At 55.0% G+C, this 18,461-nt stretch carries 21 protein-coding genes; 6 read left to right on the forward strand and 15 right to left on the reverse strand.

Features of this window, described 5'->3' with window-relative positions; translation table 11 throughout:
- Positions 1-47: 47 nt before the first annotated feature.
- A complete protein-coding gene (locus tag ACP15Y_RS07190; RefSeq protein WP_424982321.1) occupies positions 48-914 on the reverse strand; it encodes a BadF/BadG/BcrA/BcrD ATPase family protein in 867 nt (288 codons plus the stop codon).
- A gap of 189 nt (positions 915-1,103) precedes the next feature.
- Between ACP15Y_RS07190 and ACP15Y_RS07195 the strand changes: the two genes are divergently transcribed.
- Entirely contained in the window at positions 1,104-1,481 is a 378-nt protein-coding gene (locus ACP15Y_RS07195; protein ID WP_424982322.1) for a DUF1636 family protein, read from the forward strand.
- Complete coding sequence (gene cobU, locus ACP15Y_RS07200; RefSeq protein WP_424982323.1) at positions 1,474-1,998, forward strand: bifunctional adenosylcobinamide kinase/adenosylcobinamide-phosphate guanylyltransferase; 525 nt, start codon at positions 1,474-1,476, stop codon at positions 1,996-1,998. The genes ACP15Y_RS07195 and cobU overlap by 8 nt, the downstream gene beginning before the upstream one ends.
- A gap of 16 nt (positions 1,999-2,014) precedes the next feature.
- Here the strand turns inward: cobU and cbiB are convergent, their stop codons facing one another.
- The 4 genes from cbiB to cobA are packed head-to-tail and all read right to left on the reverse strand — an operon-like array spanning position 2,015 to position 6,589.
- Positions 2,015-2,971 (reverse strand): adenosylcobinamide-phosphate synthase CbiB, encoded by a 957-nt coding sequence (gene cbiB, locus ACP15Y_RS07205; protein ID WP_424982324.1) that lies wholly within the window; start codon positions 2,969-2,971, stop codon positions 2,015-2,017.
- Positions 2,972-2,981: 10 nt separating this feature from the next.
- Complete coding sequence (locus tag ACP15Y_RS07210; RefSeq protein ID WP_424982325.1) at positions 2,982-4,463, reverse strand: cobyric acid synthase; 1,482 nt, start codon at positions 4,461-4,463, stop codon at positions 2,982-2,984.
- Between the two features lie 6 nt (positions 4,464-4,469).
- Positions 4,470-5,759, reverse strand: a complete 1,290-nt coding sequence (locus tag ACP15Y_RS07215) for a cobyrinate a,c-diamide synthase (RefSeq protein WP_424982326.1) — start codon at positions 5,757-5,759, stop codon at positions 4,470-4,472.
- A complete protein-coding gene (gene cobA, locus ACP15Y_RS07220; protein WP_424982327.1) occupies positions 5,759-6,589 on the reverse strand; it encodes a uroporphyrinogen-III C-methyltransferase in 831 nt (276 codons plus the stop codon). The genes ACP15Y_RS07215 and cobA overlap by 1 nt, the downstream gene beginning before the upstream one ends.
- 46 nt (positions 6,590-6,635) lie before the next feature.
- Between cobA and ACP15Y_RS07225 the strand changes: the two genes are divergently transcribed.
- Both ACP15Y_RS07225 and ACP15Y_RS07230 read left to right on the forward strand, forming a co-directional pair.
- Positions 6,636-7,739, forward strand: a complete 1,104-nt coding sequence (locus ACP15Y_RS07225) for a cobalt-precorrin-5B (C(1))-methyltransferase (protein WP_424982328.1) — start codon at positions 6,636-6,638, stop codon at positions 7,737-7,739.
- Between the two features lie 21 nt (positions 7,740-7,760).
- On the forward strand, positions 7,761-8,501 hold the full coding sequence (locus tag ACP15Y_RS07230; protein WP_424982329.1) for a cobalt-precorrin-6A reductase: 741 nt from the start codon (positions 7,761-7,763) through the stop codon (positions 8,499-8,501).
- Here ACP15Y_RS07230 and cobM read toward each other — a convergent pair.
- Genes cobM through ACP15Y_RS07265 form a run of 7 tightly spaced genes read right to left on the reverse strand, consistent with a single transcriptional unit; the run spans position 8,480 to position 15,037 of the window.
- Positions 8,480-9,286 carry a precorrin-4 C(11)-methyltransferase gene (gene cobM / locus ACP15Y_RS07235; RefSeq protein WP_424982330.1) on the reverse strand — a complete coding sequence of 269 codons (807 nt, stop codon included), beginning with the start codon at positions 9,284-9,286 and terminating at the stop codon, positions 8,480-8,482. The genes ACP15Y_RS07230 and cobM overlap by 22 nt on opposite strands.
- Positions 9,283-11,079, reverse strand: a complete 1,797-nt coding sequence (locus ACP15Y_RS07240; protein WP_424982331.1) for a cobalamin biosynthesis protein — start codon at positions 11,077-11,079, stop codon at positions 9,283-9,285. Before ACP15Y_RS07240 ends, cobM begins: the two co-directional genes overlap by 4 nt.
- Positions 11,067-11,771: a precorrin-2 C(20)-methyltransferase gene (gene cobI, locus ACP15Y_RS07245; RefSeq protein ID WP_424982332.1), complete on the reverse strand. Its 705-nt coding sequence runs from the start codon at positions 11,769-11,771 to the stop codon at positions 11,067-11,069. Before cobI ends, ACP15Y_RS07240 begins: the two co-directional genes overlap by 13 nt.
- The gene (gene cbiE, locus ACP15Y_RS07250; RefSeq protein ID WP_424982334.1) at positions 11,768-12,985 is read right to left on the reverse strand and encodes a precorrin-6y C5,15-methyltransferase (decarboxylating) subunit CbiE; all 1,218 of its coding nucleotides are present in this window, start codon (positions 12,983-12,985) and stop codon (positions 11,768-11,770) included. The genes cobI and cbiE overlap by 4 nt, the downstream gene beginning before the upstream one ends.
- The gene (locus tag ACP15Y_RS07255; protein ID WP_424982335.1) at positions 12,982-13,719 is read right to left on the reverse strand and encodes a precorrin-8X methylmutase; all 738 of its coding nucleotides are present in this window, start codon (positions 13,717-13,719) and stop codon (positions 12,982-12,984) included. Before ACP15Y_RS07255 ends, cbiE begins: the two co-directional genes overlap by 4 nt.
- The gene (locus ACP15Y_RS07260) at positions 13,719-14,849 is read right to left on the reverse strand and encodes a sirohydrochlorin chelatase (RefSeq protein WP_424982336.1); all 1,131 of its coding nucleotides are present in this window, start codon (positions 14,847-14,849) and stop codon (positions 13,719-13,721) included. Before ACP15Y_RS07260 ends, ACP15Y_RS07255 begins: the two co-directional genes overlap by 1 nt.
- Complete coding sequence (locus tag ACP15Y_RS07265; protein ID WP_424982337.1) at positions 14,849-15,037, reverse strand: DUF6732 family protein; 189 nt, start codon at positions 15,035-15,037, stop codon at positions 14,849-14,851. Before ACP15Y_RS07265 ends, ACP15Y_RS07260 begins: the two co-directional genes overlap by 1 nt.
- A gap of 285 nt (positions 15,038-15,322) precedes the next feature.
- Between ACP15Y_RS07265 and ACP15Y_RS07270 the strand changes: the two genes are divergently transcribed.
- Positions 15,323-16,081: a GGDEF domain-containing protein gene (locus ACP15Y_RS07270; RefSeq protein WP_424982338.1), complete on the forward strand. Its 759-nt coding sequence runs from the start codon at positions 15,323-15,325 to the stop codon at positions 16,079-16,081.
- Between the two features lie 3 nt (positions 16,082-16,084).
- Here the strand turns inward: ACP15Y_RS07270 and ACP15Y_RS07275 are convergent, their stop codons facing one another.
- The 3 genes from ACP15Y_RS07275 to ACP15Y_RS07285 form a co-directional block, all read right to left on the reverse strand.
- Positions 16,085-16,615 (reverse strand): hypothetical protein, encoded by a 531-nt coding sequence (locus tag ACP15Y_RS07275; protein WP_424982339.1) that lies wholly within the window; start codon positions 16,613-16,615, stop codon positions 16,085-16,087.
- 23 nt (positions 16,616-16,638) lie between these two features.
- Positions 16,639-17,061: a MerR family transcriptional regulator gene (locus ACP15Y_RS07280; RefSeq protein ID WP_424982340.1), complete on the reverse strand. Its 423-nt coding sequence runs from the start codon at positions 17,059-17,061 to the stop codon at positions 16,639-16,641.
- Between the two features lie 91 nt (positions 17,062-17,152).
- Positions 17,153-17,689, reverse strand: coding sequence for a DUF1697 domain-containing protein (locus ACP15Y_RS07285; RefSeq protein WP_424982342.1), 537 nt, complete (start codon positions 17,687-17,689; stop codon positions 17,153-17,155).
- Between the two features lie 30 nt (positions 17,690-17,719).
- Between ACP15Y_RS07285 and ACP15Y_RS07290 the strand changes: the two genes are divergently transcribed.
- Positions 17,720-18,451, forward strand: coding sequence for an HAD family hydrolase (locus ACP15Y_RS07290; RefSeq protein WP_424982343.1), 732 nt, complete (start codon positions 17,720-17,722; stop codon positions 18,449-18,451).
- Positions 18,452-18,461: the final 10 nt, after the last annotated feature.

Raw genomic sequence — 18,461 nt, forward strand, 5'->3', positions numbered from 1 at the left:
GACATTCCTTTCATTGTTCGCGCATGACGCGCTGGCCCCAAGCCTGCTTATGCAGCTTTTTGCGCCATTAATAGTGCCCCATTTTGCGCGTCAGATTTTGCGCCTTGCACATAGTCGCCAAACCGCTCAGTCAAAATGGGAATAAGCCGCTCACCCAACCCGCCAACAATGGCCAGTTTTTGCGCGCCGCGGGCTTTAAACCAGTTGATGAATTGCTCGATCTGATCAAATTCAAATTGCATCAGTTCCAAAGCAATTGGGTCGTTCTTTTCGAAGTGCTCGACCACGAACGGCGCAAGGCTGGCAAAATCTTTAGGCCACGCTTTGAAGGACCATGCCATCAAACTGTTTTGAGTGCCGCCAAGATGGTCGATCACCACTTCGGTCAGATCAGATCCCTTGCTTAAGCCATCTAGCACTTCAATTGAACGCCGCGCCAAGGCACGGCCCAAGATCGCACCAGATGCCGTATCTGAAATATGATAGCCCCAGCCACCGACGGGAAAATATTCGCCCTTAACTTTGGCGAGCCCAGCCGAACCTGTACCAACGATCAATACCGCACCATCTTCGCCCAGATGCGCGCCTTCGCGGGCGGTTTCCACATCATTGTGGACCAAGGTTTTTGCAAAGGGATATTCGCGAGCCGCAAAATCGCGGCGCGAGCTTTCCAAATGCGCGCCAGCAAGGCCCAAGCAGGCAATGGTGCGGGCCATATCAGATTGGCCTAAGCCAGCCTCTTCAAACGCTTTGTGGCTTACTTCGATGATGGAGTTATAGGCTTGCGACCCGTCGCCAATCGTCGTGTTTGCAGGGCCGCCGCGCACTTGTGCCAAAATATTCAGATTCTCGTCCGCAAGCCGCGCTCTGCAATTGGTGCCGCCGCCGTCAATTCCGAGAAACAAGTTTTGCACGCAGTCCATCCTTTGTTCAAACGCTGAAATTTGCGCGGACCATAAACGCAATTCGTCTTATACGAAAGTATTAATCCGCGCAAATTCGCTCGTTTTTTCGCAAAAATGCAATTGCAAGCCATTGGCTTTGTCTGCGGCATGTTTTATTGAGGGCGTTCGTTTGAAAAAGGTGATGAATTGGCGTCCTGTTTGTTTATCTGTTCTACGTGCAAATTTAGCTCCACCAGCGCCTTTAACGATAAAGGCGAAACCGGCGGCGAGTTGCTTGCCAATTTGGTGGAAGCGGCGCGCGACCATCGGCAGATGGACCTCAAAATTGTACGCCACCCTTGCCTTTGGAGTTGCAAGCAATCCTGTGCAATTCAACTGCAGGACGATGAAAAGATTGGCTATCACGCGGGCGGGTTCACCCCAGACCAACCCACCGCCGAGGCCATTATAGATTGGGCGGCAGCGCATCAACGCACCCTGGATGGCGAAGTGCCATTTGCAGAATGGCCACAGGCCATGATGGGACATTTTATTGCGCGCCTGCCCACAATGAAGAAAGAAAAAGAAGATGACTAACCACTCACTTATTCTTGGCGGTGCCAAGTCGGGCAAAACTGGATTTGCTGAGGGCGTTGCCCTTAAAGGCAACCAAAAGCCACTTTATGTTGCCACAGGCCGAGCATATGACGAAGAAATGAAATTGCGCATCTCTGCCCACCAACAGGCACGTGGCGATCATTTCGACACGGTTGAGCAGCCCATCAACTTGATTTCAGCGCTTGAGCGCGCACGCAGTAAATATGATCGCGTGTTGGTGGATTGTCTGACGCTATGGATCACCAATTTGATGATGGCAGACTATGATGTGGATGAGAGCGTTGAAGCCCTCGCCCATTGGCTCAGCACCAATGATGATATTTCGGTTGTTTTAGTGTCCAACGAAGTGGGCCAAGGTGTGATCCCTGACAATAAGATGGCACGCGAATTTGTGGACCATGCCGGGATCGCCCATCAGGAGCTTTCCCGCATTTGTCAGAATGTGGTGTTTGTCACCGCTGGTATCCCACAAAATCTCAAGGGCGATTTGGCGTAAATACACGCCAATCTGGTTAGTTGAAAAACGCTGCCAGCACCAACAAAGTGCCGAGCATCAGCGTGAGGGCAAACCAATAGAGCGACAGGGCGCGGTCAATATCATCCGCATCCACATGCTCCTTGCCCTCGCCCATATGAGCCAGTTCCACCGTTTCTCTATCATAGTCGCGCGGGCCGCCAAGCTTTACGCCGATGGCGCCTGCCATGGCCGCTTCTGGCCAGCCTGCATTGGGTGATTTATGCCATTTCGCGTCCCGCTGGGCAGAACGCCACGCCGCCTTGGCATCAAAGCCAGCTTTGAACTTGGCCGCGACGGTGAAGAACATAGCAGTAATCCGCGCCGGCACATAATTTGCCCAATCGTCTAGCTTGGCACTGGCAAAACCAAAGTCTTTAAAACGCTCATTTTTGTGGCCCACCATCGAGTCAGCCGTGTTGATCATTTTATAAAGCGCGATGCCGGGCAAGCCGAACAGCATGAGATAAAATATGGGTGCGACGATGCCATCGGAGGCATTTTCCGCCAGCGATTCCACGGCGCCACGGGCCACCCCATCTTCATCTAAATGTTCTGGGTCGCGCCCCACAATGTGCGACACCGCTTCACGACCTTCGTCGAGTGAACTGCGCAGGCCCTCACCGACTGCTTTTACGGCGCGACCCAATTCCTTTTGCGCGATCAAGGTGCTGGCGAAAATGATTTCGAACACCCAGCCGAAGGGCGCGCTGCGGGTGATGGATATGATGATCAGGCTGATCAGCAGGGTTGCCGCCAATGCCAACCCGATCATGGCATATCCATTCTGCCGCCGCCGATGATCTGGCAAATCGGGATGGTTGCCACGTTTTTCCAAAATGGTGATGAGTTTGCCCATCCACATGACCGGGTGCCCGATGGCGTCTAGCACTTGCCGGGGATAGCCCACCATTCGTTCCAACAACATGGCGAGAAAGGCGATGGCAAAGCTCATGGTCTATTTCCTAAAAAGTCAGATCACGCGGGGTGGCGAACAGGCTGATAAGTTTGTCGCCATCAATGTGGCGCTCAATATGATCGGCAAATCCGTCTAAAATCTGGTCAATACGGGCTTCATATTCAAGGTCTATCTGCAGCACGGCCCCTAAATTTTGCAAAAAGGCGCGGCGGAATTGATCGCTGGCAAATAGGCCGTGCAAATAGGTGCCCATAATCTTGCCGCTGGCGGACATGGCCCCGTCCGTTTCATCACCAATCTGGCTGAAAGGCCGTGCCCGATCGGGCCCTTGCGTTTCGCCCATATGCATATGGTAGCCGCGCATGGTTTGCCGGGTCGCCAGATGGAGAGCCTCCTCCTCACGCAGCTGCTTCTGGTTGGCCATGGTGGTTTCAATATCCAGTAGGCCAAGCCCATCGATAGAGTGCGGCGCGCCTTCCACACCCTCGGGGTCGTGAACTCTTTTGCCCAGCATTTGATAGCCACCGCACAGCCCCAACACGGCCCCACCCGTGCGGGCATGGGCGCGAATATCAATGTCCCAGCCTTGGGCTTTCAGCGCTTCTAAGTCGGCAATGGTGGCTTTGGAGCCGGGCAACAAAATCAAATCGGCATCGCGCGGCAGCGGATTGCCAGGCTGTACGATCTCAACGCTCACATTGGCTTCCTGCCGCAGCGGGTCGAGATCGTCAAAATTGGAGATACGCGGCAGGCGCGGCACCACAATTTTCAAGCCATCGCTCTTCACCAGCTCAGCGTCATCCAACGCCAAGGCGTCTTCCGGCGGCAGCAATTTTGCATCCGCATAGAAGGGCAGCGGGCCAAAACAGGGGTGCTTGGTGTGCGATTCGATAAAGGCTTTGCCCTCGTCAAAGAGCGATGGGTCACCGTGGAATTTGTTGATCAGACTCGCCTTGATCAGCGCCGCATCTTCAGGCTGTGCCACGGCGAAGGTGCCCACGATGGACGCAATCACGCCGCCGCGATGGATGTCGCCGATCAGGGTCACGGGCAGATTGAGCACTTGGGCAAAGCCGAAATTGGCGATGTCGCTGTCGCGCAAATTCACTTCAGACGCGCTGCCCGCACCTTCAACCAGCACAAAGTCATGGACTGCACTCAGTTCCTGAAAGGCTTTGATGGCTTCCGGCAGATATTCAATGCGACGCTTGAAATATTCTCGCGCACTCATGGATGCAACCCGCTGGCCGCGCACGACCACCTGTGCGCCCGTTTCATGCTCCGGCTTAAGCAACACGGGATTCATGGCAGTTGTTGGGGCAATCTTGGCAGCACGGGCTTGCAGGGCCTGGGCACGACCAATCTCACCACCATCGGCAGTCACCGCTGCATTGTTGGACATATTTTGCGGCTTGAAGGGCGCTACGGAGAAACCGCGATTGTGCAACAGGCGGCACAGCCCCGCGACCACAAGGCTTTTGCCCACATCCGAGCCGGTGCCCATAAACATCATGCTTTTGGCCGTCACGCTCTGCTACTCCCGCACATCAATGATGTGGGCATAGGAGCCCAAAATGCGGTTGCGGTGCAAGCCCATTTGCCCCACCGCGTTGGCTTCCGCATCGCTGGCGCGGAACAATGCATCGCCCTCGCGTTTCAGCTCGGTTGAATAGTGAAATTCATGGCCAAGTAAATCGGCAGGCCAAGGCAAAATGCTTTTATGGTTTAGTCGGCGATAGCCCAATTGGCGACGCGGTCGGTTGATCGCGGTTTGCAGCGGCAAAAGACCCGTCATCTCAAAACTGTTGCCGGATTTATCGGTCAAGCTCTCGCCCAGCACCATATAGCCACCGCATTCGCCATAGATCAGCGCATCGCGCTCGGCGGCCTTGCGCATGCCCTGCTTGAAGTTCTGTGCATCGGCCAATTGTTCGCCGTGCAGTTCTGGATAACCGCCAGGCAGAAACACGGCATCGGCATCATCGGCGGGGGCTTCATCGGCAAGAGGCGAAAAGAAATGCAATTGCGCGCCTTGCGCCTGCCAATCGGCCAGCAAGTGCGGGTAGAGAAAGGCAAAAGCTGCGTCTTTGGCAATGGCGATATTTTGGCCCAGCGGCGCCAGCTTTGGGCTGGCTTGTGCGGCCAAAATGGGCTTAGCCAAATGCAGCAATCCATCCAAATCCAAGCGCTTTTTTACCTCGCTGATGGCCAGCGCCGCCACGGTGCGGCTTTTGGCAAAGTCTTCTGGCAACGTTAAGCCCAAATGGCGCGAGGGAATGTCCAGCTCTGCGTTGCGGCGCAATGCGCCCAGCACTTCAATATCCAGTTTGGCGAGCGCTGATTTCAGCATTTTCTCATGCTTATCGCTGGCGACACGGTTGAGGATCACCCCGGCCACATCAATGTCTGTGCGCAAATTTTGAAAGCCATACACAAGGGCGGCGATTGATTGGGCCATGGAGCCGCAATCCACCACCAGCACCACAGGCAATTGCAGATTTTTCGCCAGATCGGCGGTAGAGCCTTTGCCGCTGGCGGACCCGTCAAACAGGCCCATCACCCCTTCGACCAACACCAGATCATGGCCGCTGGCCTGCTGACTCAGCAGGCTGCGTTGGCGCGATTGGCTCATCGCCCATGGATCGAGATTGATGGCGCTTTGATCGGTGGCAAGGCCATGCACCTGGCCGTCAATATAGTCCGGGCCGGTTTTGGCCGAGGCGACCTTCATGCCCCGCTCTTTCAACGCGCCTAAAAGCGCGGTGGTGAGCAAGGTTTTTCCGGAACCGGACTGGGTGGCGGCGATGATCAATCCCTTGGCCATTAGTCCTTATCCTGCCAGTTCAGAATTTTTGCGTAATCAACCACCGGCCCCACCACCACGATGGCGGGAGTGGGCACTTCATTTTGCTGCACAAATTCGCCTGCCTCGCCAAGTTGGGTGACCATTAGGCTTTGGTGCGGCAAGGTGGCGTTGGAGACAATGCCGACCTTGTCCTTCGGGCCGCGCCCGCCTTCCAACAGCTTTTGCGCGATCGATGGCAAATGTTTGACCGCCATATACATCACGATCACCGGGGCGGCAGTGGCCACCGCATGCCAATCCACCGCTTGCGGCACATTGCCTGTTTCGTCATGTCCGGTGAGGAAAATCACCGCTTGATTGGTGTCACGGTGGGTGGCGGGAATGCCTGCATAGGCCAGCCCGCCAATGCCTGCGGTGATGCCCGGTACGATGCGGAATTTCACGCCTGCCTTGTGCAGCGTTTCACTTTCTTCACCGCCGCGGCCAAACATAAATGGGTCGCCGCCCTTAAGGCGCAGCACGCGTTTATTTTGCTTGGCCCACTCGATCAGCTTGAGCGAAATGTCATTTTGCTTCGGTGACGGTTTGCCGCCGCGCTTGCCCGCATAATGCAATTCGGCCTGTGGGTTGGCGTAAGTGAGAATTTCTTCGCCCACCAGCGCGTCATAAACGATCACATCGGCTTGGCCGAGCGCATAAAAGGCGTGCAGCGACATAAGGCCCGGATCGCCCGGACCTGCGCCCACCAACCACACACTGCCGGGCGCGAAGGTTGGGAAAGCGCGCGCATCAAGCCGTGCAAAATGATCCTGTTTTTTGCCAAAGAGGTGTTTAAACCAATCCCGCATTTAATTAGCCCTTTGCCTTTAAAGGTGCGTGACCTATAGAGAATATATGGTTGCGTCCACACAAGATAGCGTCAATGAGAACGGTACGGCCCTGAAACGCGGCTGGACAACCGGCGCGTGCGCCACAGCGGCCACCAGCGCGGCGCTTTATGGCTTGTTTTCCGGCGCGTTTAAAGACCCCATTCAAATCACCCTGCCCGGCGGCCAAACACCCGATTTTGCCCTCGCGGCGGAAGAACCCGGTGATGATTTTGCCATGTGCGGCATTGTGAAAGATGCAGGTGATGACCCGGATGTGACCCATGGCGCGATGGTGCGCGCGACGGTGCGGCAATTGCCCGAGGGAAGTGGCGTTCAGTTTAAGGCGGGCAAAGGCGTTGGCATGGTGACCAAGCCCGGCCTGCCCATTCCGCCTGGCGAGCCCGCGATCAACCCGGTGCCGCGCAAAATGATGATTGAGCATTGCGAAAAAATCTGCGCCGAACTGGGCGCACGGGCTGACATTGAAATTACGATCAGCGTGGATAATGGCGAAGCGCTGGCGCAGCAAACCTGGAACCCGCGTTTGGGCATTGTTGGCGGCCTCTCCATATTGGGCACCACGGGCATCGTTGTGCCCTTTTCCTGCGCCGCATGGATTCACTCGATCCATCGCGGCATTGATGTGGCGCGGGCCGAAGGGTTGACACATGTGGTCGGCTCCACGGGCGATGCCTCGGAAAAGGCGGCACAGAAACGCCTTGACCTGCCGTTGGAAGCCTATTTGGATATGGGCGATTTTGCCGGCGGCCTGCTGAAATATCTGAAAGCCAATCCGGTGCCCAACCTCACCATTTGTGGCGGGTTTGCCAAAATCACCAAGCTCGCGGAAGGGCATCTGGATTTGCATTCAGGCCGCTCCCAAGTTGGCTTTGACTGGTTGGCCGAACAAGCGCAAAGCCTTGGTGCGGACGAGGCCCTGTGCAGCGACATTCGCGCGGCCAACACCGCGAAGCAGGTGTTGGAATTGTGTACGGAAGCGGACATCGATATTGCGCAGCGCATTGCGGTTTTGGCCGCAGAAATTGCCCAGGGTGTGCTGCGGAACAATGACATCCATGTCAGCGTTTTGGTGACAGACCGAAAAGGCGTTATAATCGCCGAAAGCTAACACCAACTGGGAGGCAGGTTTATGCGCATTTTGATTTTTGGCGGCACAGGCGAAGCGATTGATTTGGCCAATGCGCTGGTGCGTCAAGGCCATGAGGTCACCACCTCCCTTGCCGGGGTTACCCGCAAACCGCGCCTGCCCAACGGGCATGTGCATCGCGGCGGTTTTGGCGGCGTGGACGGGCTGAAGGATTATATTGGCCGCAATGATTTTCAATTGATGATTGATGCGACCCATGCATTTGCCGCCACCATGTCTCACCATATTGTTGAAGCGTGCGAACAGCTGAACAAGAGCCATTTGCGCCTGACGCGCCAACCGTGGCGTGCGGGGCCGGAGGATAAGTGGCAGCATGTGGAAGATTTGGCCCAAGCGGCGGAGCGATTGCCCGAAGGGGCCAACGCACTGGTGACCATTGGCCGCCAGCATGTGGAGCCGTTTGTGTTGAGAGACGATTGTACCATCGTGCTGCGCGCCATTGAGCATCCCGAAATGGTGCTGCCGCCGCGTGTGACCGTTATGCTGGAACGTCCGCCCTTCAGCCTTGAGGGTGAAATGGCGTTGATGCGCCAGCATAAGATCACCCATTTGGTGACCAAAAATGCGGGCGGCGATCAGACCGTAGCCAAGCTTGAAGCCGCGCGGCAATTGGGCGTTGAAGTGATCATGATCGAGCGCCCCGCCCTGCCCACGGCACCGGAAGTGTTTTCGGTTGACGGCGCGGTGAAGTTTGTGGCCGATCATTCCGCCTCTGCCGCCTGACCTTTGGTCTTGGTGCGGTCCTTCTTTTTGCCCTTATTGCGCAGCACGTGGGCAAAGTCGGCGGAATAAAGCTCGCTGTCTTTAAAGCCTTTGGCATCGAATACACGACCCACAAAGATCAACGCCGTGCGGGTGATTTTCGCGGCCCGTACATCGGCGCGCATATCTTGTAGCGTGGTTTGGATGATTTGTTCGTCCGGCCATGTGGCCCGGTAGATCACTACCACGGGGCAATCTTCGCCATAATAGGGGCTAAGCGTTTCTTCGATATATTTGAGGTTGCGGATCGAAAGGTGGATCGCCAAGGTCGCGCGTGATTGGCCCAAAATCTCCAACGTTTCATGCTCGGGCATAGACGAGGCTTTGCCGCTGGTGCGGGTGACGATCACCGTCTGCGCGATTTCAGGCAAGGTCAGCTCGGTTTTCAACCTCGCCGCCGCCCCGGCAAAGGCCGGCACGCCGGGCACGACTTCATAATCAATGCCCATTTCATCCAGCCGCCGCATCTGTTCGGCAATGGCGCCATAAAGCGAAGGGTCGCCCGAATGCACCCGCGCCACATCCAATCCATCGGCATCCGCCTTTTGGATTTCTTCGATGATCTGATCCAGATGCATGGGTGCGGTGTCCATCACCAACGCATCGCTCGGCGCCGCCTCCACAATTTCTGTGGGCACCAATGAGCCTGCAAACAGGCAGACTTTGCAGTTTTCGATCAGTTTCAAGCCGCGCACAGTGATTAAATCAGGAGCGCCGGGGCCTGCGCCGATAAAATAGACAGTCATTGTGCGGCCTCTTTAGCTGCTTTTTTGGCGTAGCCGCGCGGGGTATAGGCGACCCGTTCGCCGGAACCACGCACAAAGCTTTTGGATTGGGAAGACCCGAACAGCACGATAGTGAGCATGTCGATTTCTTCCGGGTTGAACTCGGCCAATGTGACCACCCGCACTTTTTCCGCCGCGCGACCAAGGTTGGAGGCGATGATCACGGGGGTGTCGTCCGGCCGTTCCGCGAGGAATTTCTCCTTCGCGATTTCGATCAAGTCAGTCCGGCGCATGGAGCGTGGATTGTAAAAGGCGGTGACAAAATCGCCGGTCGCTGCCGCGTCCAGCCGCTTCAAAATATCTTCGCGCGGGGTCAGCAAATCTGACAGGGATATGCAGCAGAAATCATGGCCAATCAACGCGCCAGACTTGGCCGCTGCGGCCTGAAACGCGGAAATGCCGGGGCAGGTTTCAATCGCCACGCGCTTGGCCGCGTCCGAAATGGCGCGGTCGCCTTCGGCCACCAGCAATTCATAGATCAGCGCGCCCATGGCAAAGATGTTCGCATCGCCGGAGCAGATCAGCGCCACATCGCGGCCAGTGCCCGCCAGCTCAAGCGCATGGCGCACACGCAATTCCTCTTCGCCCAAATCGAACCGATGCTCAGTCTGGTGGGTTTTGGCGTCTGCCGCCAAATCCAGATAGAGGCCATAGCCGACCCAATCGCTTGCCACCCGCAAGGCGCGGTCTGCCTCTGGCGTGCGCAGAGTTGCGGTGCCCGGCCCAAGCCCCACAAGATAAACTGTGCCCAAAGCGCGGCCCAAAAGCTGCGGATCAATCACCTCGTCGGCGATGCCAATGGCGCAGGTGGCTTGCGTGTTCTTTTGCTTTTCCACCAGCAAAGATCCCGCTTTCAAGGCGGCGGCTTCGGCTACTGAAGGCGTGCCCACTTCTTGCTCCACAATGGCAGAGGGGTTCGGCACGCGCTCGCGCTCTGCCGCCAATTCCTCAGCGGTGAAAACGCGCAAAGGCACGCCGAAATGGGCGGCGGCTTGTTGCAAGCCTTGCTCGTCTGCCTTCAGGTCAATGCTGGCCAGTGCCGCGATGGCTTTGGGGTGCAGCTTGTTGGCTTTGATTGTTGATTTGATCAATTCAATAATTTTGTCTGCCGGGCAATGGCGTTCACAGCCCACGCCAACCACCAGCTTTTGCGGCACATAATGCGGTACGTCCTGTTCTTCCCGATGGTGGATATGGGCGAGCAGCTGCACCTCGCCTGCAGGATCATGGGCCGGATGTTTGGCCAGCCAGTCGGCCTCACCTTTGATGTGAAATGTGGCTCCCGCCAGCATAGACGCCATGGCCCGCTTGGCGGATTTGGGATTAACCAAGGTCCAGCCGAACGGCACTTCATCCAGCCCCGCGCCAAAGATGTTTTCGCTTGCTGTGGTGATCGCCGCGTGAGCGTTCAAGTCCCGCGCGAGATCATTGACCAATTGATTGGCCCCATGGTGCCCGCCCAAGAGCGGCACAATGCTTTTGCCATCGCTTGAAACTGCCAGCACTGGTGGATCGGTCTTTTTGTCGGCCAAAAATGGCGCCAGAAAGCGGATCAGGATCGCCGCTGCGCAAATGCCGATGATGGGGCGGCCTTGCTGAAAGTCCCGCTCGACAGCGGCGCGGGCCGGGTCCATTTCGCCTTTTTTGTAAAGCTGTGCTTCTATTGAAAGCGCGGTCGCGATTTTCTCAGCGACCTCATTGCCGCTTTCCGAAAAAGAAATCACCAATGGCGGATTTTGGTTTAGCTGCCCCATGCTTCGTCGCCTTTATAGCTGAGGATGATCGAAAAGTAGGGCCGTTCCCCTTGCGGGTAGTCGGCCAGTTTGGTGATTTTTTTCGTGTCGCGGGTGGCATATTCCACCACCATCGCGCTGTCGCCATGCCCCGTTTTGTTGAGTGCTTTGCGCACCCGGTCAAAATGGCGGCCTATCTTGATCAGTGCCACTGCTTCGCTGGTGGCGAGTTCGGCTTCCAGCGCGGCGCTTTCCATTGGCGCAGGCAGCACTTTCAACCGCTCATTGCGCGCAGCCAATGGCCGTTTGATTTCAGCAGCGGCGGCAGTCAAAGAGGTGATGCCGGGGATGATTTCAATCTGCGCCTCCGGCAAGCGGTGCAGCAAATACATGGCCGAGCCATAAAAGAGCGGATCGCCTTCACACAGATAACCTATATTCTGCCCGGCAGCCAATTTGGGGGCGAGTTGTTCCGCCATTTGATCATAGGCTGCTTGCGCCGGACCACGGTCCACGGCCATCGGCACGTCAAAGGCAAAATGCTCGACATTGTCGTTCAAATGCATTTCGGCAATGGTGAGGCTTTGCGAAATGGTGCCCGGCTTTTGCGGATAAGCCACGCCATCCAGCGCATTGAGCACACGCGCGGCTTTCAGAGTCAATAATTCAGGATCGCCCGGCCCGGTGCCGATCAAATAAAGCGTGCCGCTCATTCATCTGCCTTTTTCACAATTGACCATTGGGTCACGGTCATTTTTGGGCGCAGCACTTTGTGGGCGCCCACATGGTCGAGGTGGGAGACATCAATGCGGGCCAAGTCGCCGCCTTTTTGCTCTAGTCTATTGAGGAGCGCCGCCTCACCGTCCAGTGTCACGGCATTGGCCACAAAGCGGCCACCCGGTTTCAGGGCTGCCCAAAGGGCGTCGAACAATTCTGTATTGCCCACATCGCCACCCATAAAAATCGCGTCTGGCATTGGCGGCGCTTCGTTCAAATGCGCCAGCGCTTCGCCTTCAACGATTTTAAGGCCAGGTGTGCCCAGCACGTCTCTGTTCTTTTTGATCATTTCGATGCGGGCGGTGCTTTTTTCAAATGCCGTGGCTGTTGCTCGCGGCGCGGCACGCATCCATTCAATGCCGACCGAGCCCGAGCCCGCGCCAACATCCCACAAATGTTGTCCCATCAGCGGCACCAGCTTCGCCAAAGTGACGGCACGGACTTCGCGCTTGGTCAGCTGTCCGTCAGAGACAAACGCGCTGTCTGGCAAGCCCGGCAACGGCGGCAACAGGGCCGCATCTTCATCGGCCACGCAATCGATGGCGACAGTATTGAGATTGCCGATACCGTGGCTTTCATAGGTTTTGGCGGTAAATTCCACTTTGCTTTCGGTGTCGCCCCCCATGGCGTTTAACACCGTCAACTGGCTCTGACCAAACTTACGCTGCACCAGCAATTTAGCAATCGCCTCAATAGTAGTCGCATCGCTGGTGAGGGCCAAAATCCGGTTGCCTGGCACGATATGCGCATTAAGCAAGTCAACGGGACGCCCATGCACCGAGACGCAGGCGGTGTTTTGCAGTGGCCACTTCATCCGCGCAGCGCCCAGGGAGAAGGCCGAAGGGGCCGGGTGAATTTCAAATTCATCCAAGGGAATATAGCGGGTCAGCGTGGCGCCAATGCCGTACCAAGTGGGGTCGCCCGTGGCCAAGATCACGGTCTTTTTGCCGCTGAAGGACAGGATTTGCTCGATCATATTGTCGAGCGGGGCCTGCCATTCCACATAGCGCGGATCATCGCCGCGTAGTTTTGGCAGGCTGCGTGGTGGGCCGACCACAACTTCAGCTTCGTCGACAAGCTGCTGCTGTTCGCTGTTGAGTGACGCCAATCCTTTGGCGGTGACGCCCACCACATCTAACCATTTGCTCATTGTTGCTGCCCTCCCAATGCAATCGCGTTCATCGCGGCGCTGGCCATGGCCGAGCCGCCGCGTCTGCCCGTTACGGTGATATAGGGCACACTAACACGTGTTTGGGTGAGCGCATCTTTCGATTCTGCCGCGCCCACAAAGCCAACGGGGGTGGCGATGATGGCCGCAGGATTCATGTGCCCGGCCTCAACCAATTCGATCACTTTGAACAAGGTGGTTGGCGCGTTGCCGATCACAATAATTGCGTCATCTGCAGCCTCGCCCCACAGCTCAACCTGCGCCGCAGAGCGCGTGGTGCCAAGCTCCTTGGCCAAAGTGGGGGTGCGCTCATGATTGAGGTAGCACTGTGCCTGACTGGTCTTTGCGCTCACGGCAGTTTCGCTTCGCTCAACGCCTCCGCGGGGGCGGGCAAAAAGTTGCCCGGCGGCACTTGTGCCGCTCGGCGCATCATCAGAAAATGCTCCGCCTCTGGGCAAGAACCGTTTGGTGATGCCGGAGCGGACCATTTCGCAATCACATAAGATGGGTTTGCCTGCGGCAAGCGCCGCCTGCCCGGCCTCCATCACATCGCCGCAAAACGCAATATCCTGCGTCAGATCCACCATGCCGCACGCATGGATCATGCGCACCACAACGGGCCGCAAAGAAGGCGGGTACTGATCCAGCGCCGCCTCCTTTTCGATGATCTTAAAGCTCATTTCGTAAATGGCTTTAGGGTCACGCAAATAGTCCATCAGGACCCCTTTTTCTCCATGGTTTTCGGACCCAATGGATGGTCCTTAAACGGATAAGGGTGGTGATGGTGATCATGATGATGGTGGTGCCCATCGCCATGGTCATGCGAATGGTCGTGATCATGATGATGATCGTGGTCATGCTTATGCACCGGGGTGAACGGCAGCCCGTGCTTTTTGCAGAATTCCTCATCACGGCAGGATGCATCGCAATCGCCATTGCAGGGGCAATCTTCCATGCCGCCGCCAATGCCTTCCACATGGTGGTGATGGCTCTCTTGCGCTTGTCCCACTTCGGCTTCAAACCCCAGAACTTGCTCGCGATATTTACACATCTGGCAGTTCATATTGTTTTCGCCGTCCACCACTTCGCGGATGCGATCGATGAAGGTTTCCACCACCATGTCATGGTCGTTCAAATAGCCCGCTTTGATAAATTCAATGTCAGAATGTTCGGCGGCCACTTCATCGGTATATTTGTAAATCCTCTTCACCAGCACGCCGGTGAAGAGGAAATATGGAAACACAACGATCCGCTTATAACCAAGTTTTGCTGCATGTTGCAGCGCGGGTGCGGTGAGTGGGAATGTGACGCCGGAATAGGCCACTTCGGCCCAGCCAAAGCCCATGCCTTCCCACAACATGCGCATCACTTTTGCCACATTGGAGTTTGCATCCGGGTCAGAGGCCCCGCGGCCCACAACCACAAGCAAGGTTTTCTCGCGCGTCACATCGCCACCCGCTTGTTCCAATGCTTCTTCGATGCGGGCACCCGCTGCACGGATCATTTTCAAATCCACCCCGAGCTCGCGGCCATAGATCACTTCCATGTCAGGGTTTTGCGCCTGATAAGTGTTGAGCACTGACGGGATATCGTTTTTCGCATGGCCAGCGGCAAACAACATGCCCGGCACGGCGATCACCTTTTTTACGCCCTGCTCTTTGAGCTGATTGAGGCCGTGATGGATCACCGGATCGGCAAATTCCAAATAGCCATATTCAACAGGCACATCGCCCAAACGTTCTTTCAAACGATCTTTGAGGTGCGCGAATTCATCCACAGCCAGTTTGTTACGGCTGCCATGGCCACACAGCATGACCGCTGTGTCCTTGTCCAATTTCAAGTTCATTATTTGTTGCCGCGCCGCAGGAGGAAAAATCCAACCGCGAAGGCCAGCAGGATGAGCGCGGGAATGGCGCTATAAACTGCCAAATCCATCAAGGAATGGCTATGCCCATCTACCACTTCAGTGTGGCCCGGGTGCGCCATCGCCAAACCTGGCAAAAGAGCAAAAATGGATGCTAAGAAATATTTCATTGTTCTACCTCTTCGGTTTTTGAATCGTGAGAGGCAGAGTTCGCAAAAAATCAACATCGAGCAGCTCCGGGCTTGGCTCCCTGTTTGGGTCAGCCGCACCAGAATCGCTTTCAGTTCCTTTAATTGGAACGCTGCGCAGGGGCTTAGTCTTAGGGATTGCTTTTTAAACCGTCAACACGGGTCCAAGGGATAGATAAAATTTTATCTATATTCGCTCATAAACTTTAAAGAGGTTCCAGCATAATTTTATCTTGGGCATCCAATTGAGATTCACAAGGCATGATTTTGTTCAAACAATTTCTGACATTCATAGGTATTGACGAAAAAGACCATCATCTGGTGCGCCCGGTAGTGATCAAGTCTTTTGGCATAAGCCTAATTGCCTTGTGTGCTGCGGAACTGCTCACCCTGTTGTTCTACATAAATGCCAGTTGGGACTCGATCAGTGAAAACCTGATCATCACCGGCACCATCACGCCAGTGGTGGCTATGCCGCTTGCAATGTATATGGCATGGCAGCGCTATAAATTGAACAGCTTGAGCGTACAGCTGGCGCATATCGCCAGCACTGATCAGCTTTCCGGTCTGCTTAACCGCACAAGCTTTATTGAAGCTATGCGAGACCGGGTGCGCCACCCCACAACGCCAAATGGCAGCGGCGCCTTTCTTTATATCGATGCGGATCATTTCAAAACGCTGAACGACGAGTTTGGCCACGCCGCAGGCGACGAAGCCATTGCGTTTATCGGCAAAGTCATCAGTCAAAATATCCGACAAACTGACTTGGCGGGGCGCTTGGGCGGTGAAGAGTTTGGCGTTTATCTAAGCGGTGGCAATGTGGAAACTGCACGCACCGTGTCAGAACATATTCGCCAAGATGTGATGCATCTGAAATTCGACAATCAAAAGAAGCGTTATACCCTAACAGTGTCTATTGGCGTCGCAACCCACCATGCTGGCGAAGTGCCTTCAGAATTTATGAAGGTTGCCGACAAAAATCTTTACACGGCCAAAAGCAATGGCCGCAATTGCATCGCGGCCTAGTCCCTACCCTTTTAACTCGAAGAATTGTTCCGCTAGCGGCGCCCAGCTTTCAACGGGCAGCTCCTTATAAAAATCGTGCCCAAATTCGGCCACCTCATAGCGCTCAACCAGCGCTTCTTTGTGCCAATCTGGACTGGGCTGATGTTCGTCATATTGTCCAAATAGGCAAAGAGACGGCACTTTGAAATGGCTGGCTGTGAGGTGCCGCAGGCGCGTGGATGAGACAAAGAGTTGGGATTCGAAGATTTGCACCACGCTATTTGCCATGGCACCAATTGTGCCGCCCGCACTGTACCCAATCAGTAATGACGGCACGTCCACTTGCGCAATTAAGCGTTCGGCAGCGTCAATTGCCGCACCACCTTCAAACAAGGTCTGGTGTAATTCCTCGGCAGAAAGGTCGGGCTTGCCTGCCAATTCCGGCAGTGAAAATCGCTTGTGTGAAAGATTATATTTGGCCGCGAGAAAGCCTGCCAAGCAATGGTCTATGTCGGGGCCATTGTGGATATCTGAGATTGATATAAGTGCAGTCATTTGGCCCCTTCATCGCTGGTTGGCTAGTGCTGGGTCTGGCATTGGTCGTGGTCAGACAGCACATGCAGGATTCGGCAATCCGCAACACGACCATGATCACAAGATTTGAGCATGGCGGTCAATTCGGTTTCCAGCGCTTGCAGCTTTTTGATGCGGTTTTGCACATCAGCTAGATGTTTTTCCGCAATCGAATCTAAATCCTCGCAAGGGGCGGTTGGGTGGTTCGACATGCGGATAAATTCGCGTATTGAATCAATCGAAAAACCAAGATCCCGCGCATGGGCGATCATCGACAAGCGGTCTCTTGCCCCTTGCGGATAACGGCGTTGCCCCCCTGAGGTGCGCGCAGGCGGCTCCAAAAGATCAATTTCTTCATAATAGCGGATGGTTGGCACTTTCACATCGCATAGCTTTGAAAGCTGGCCAATTGAATATTCTTTCACCATAAGCGTTCTTTCATTTGCAAACCGCTTTTGCTGCACTGACACGCAAAAGCTCTAAAGACTAGAGCATTTTATCATCGCAAAATCAAGTGGATCAGAGTTGTTGCGCAATTTCGATCAGCTTGCTGATGGTCCGCCGATTGCGCACAGTGAGTGCGGTGCCCAACTTCTTTTCAAAATTGAGATTGGCAATTTTTGATCGCGCTGATCCGCCGCCATAGTAGAAGAAAAATTCATGATCATTTTGCGCAACGAGTTCGACCTCCGTCGCCAGACCATTCAGCACTTCATGTGCATCCGGATTTGGTGTGCCACGGGCAAAGCCAGTCATCATGAATTTTTGCTCACGATCCTCCTGATCAAATGGATATGCCTGATGCGCTGATTGCATCTGGGGCAATGTGCGCAATACGATCTGGCTTTCAAACCCAAATTTTTGCGCAAATGCAGTTTCTAATTTTTCGGCGAGCGGGCCCGCTTGTTCATCATGCTGAAACACCAGATTGCCAGACTGGATATAATGTTTGGTTTTTTCTCCACCATGGCGGTTGAGAAAGGCCACTAAATCGGCCATCTTCACTTTGTGATTGCCGCCCACATTTAGGCCACGAAATAAAGCAATATAAATCATCTACTCGCCTCGCCGTTCAGAAAGCCATTTATGTCACAGACTGCATCCAAAATCGACACGATCATCCAAACGCCGCATTTGGCCGAATGGCCACACCCGATTAAAGGCGTGGTGTTTGATATGGATGGGCTGCTGCTGGACACTGAGCGACTTTATAAACAGGTGATGGTGGAAATTTGCACCGAGTGGGATTTACATATGAGCGATGAGATTTTCATCTCATTGGTGGGCATCCCGTCGAATGAAAGTGCGAAAATCTATTACCAGCATTATGGCGATGCATTTGATGTAGAAGCCTTCAACACATTGTGTTTTGAGCGGATCACCCTTGCTTGCGAAGCTGTGCCGCTGAAGCCCGGTGCAAAATTGCTGGTGGAGCAATTGAACCAACGCGACGTGCCTATCGCAGTGGCCACGTCAACTGGCCGCAATATGGCGCATAAGTTTTTGGACCAAGCTGGGTTGAAGCCACATTTTAATCACATCGTGACACGCAATGATGTGACCAACGGCAAACCCGATCCGGAACCCTTTTTAACAGCAGCCGAACGTCTTGGCCTTGCGCCAGAGAACTGCATTGCTTTTGAAGATTCACACAATGGTGTTCGGGCCGCACATGGCGCAGGCATGGCGACCATTATGGTGCCGGACATTTTGCAGCCTATTGATGAGATTGCCCAGCGCTGTGCAGCGATTATGCCGTCGCTCTTGCATTTCAAAACTGAGCTGGATCATTTTTTCGCGCCTGCTGCGCAAAAGTAAAAGGGCCGCC

The organism is Maritalea sp. S77 (genome assembly GCF_049801075.1).
In the GTDB taxonomy this organism is placed as follows: domain Bacteria; phylum Pseudomonadota; class Alphaproteobacteria; order Rhizobiales; family Devosiaceae; genus Maritalea.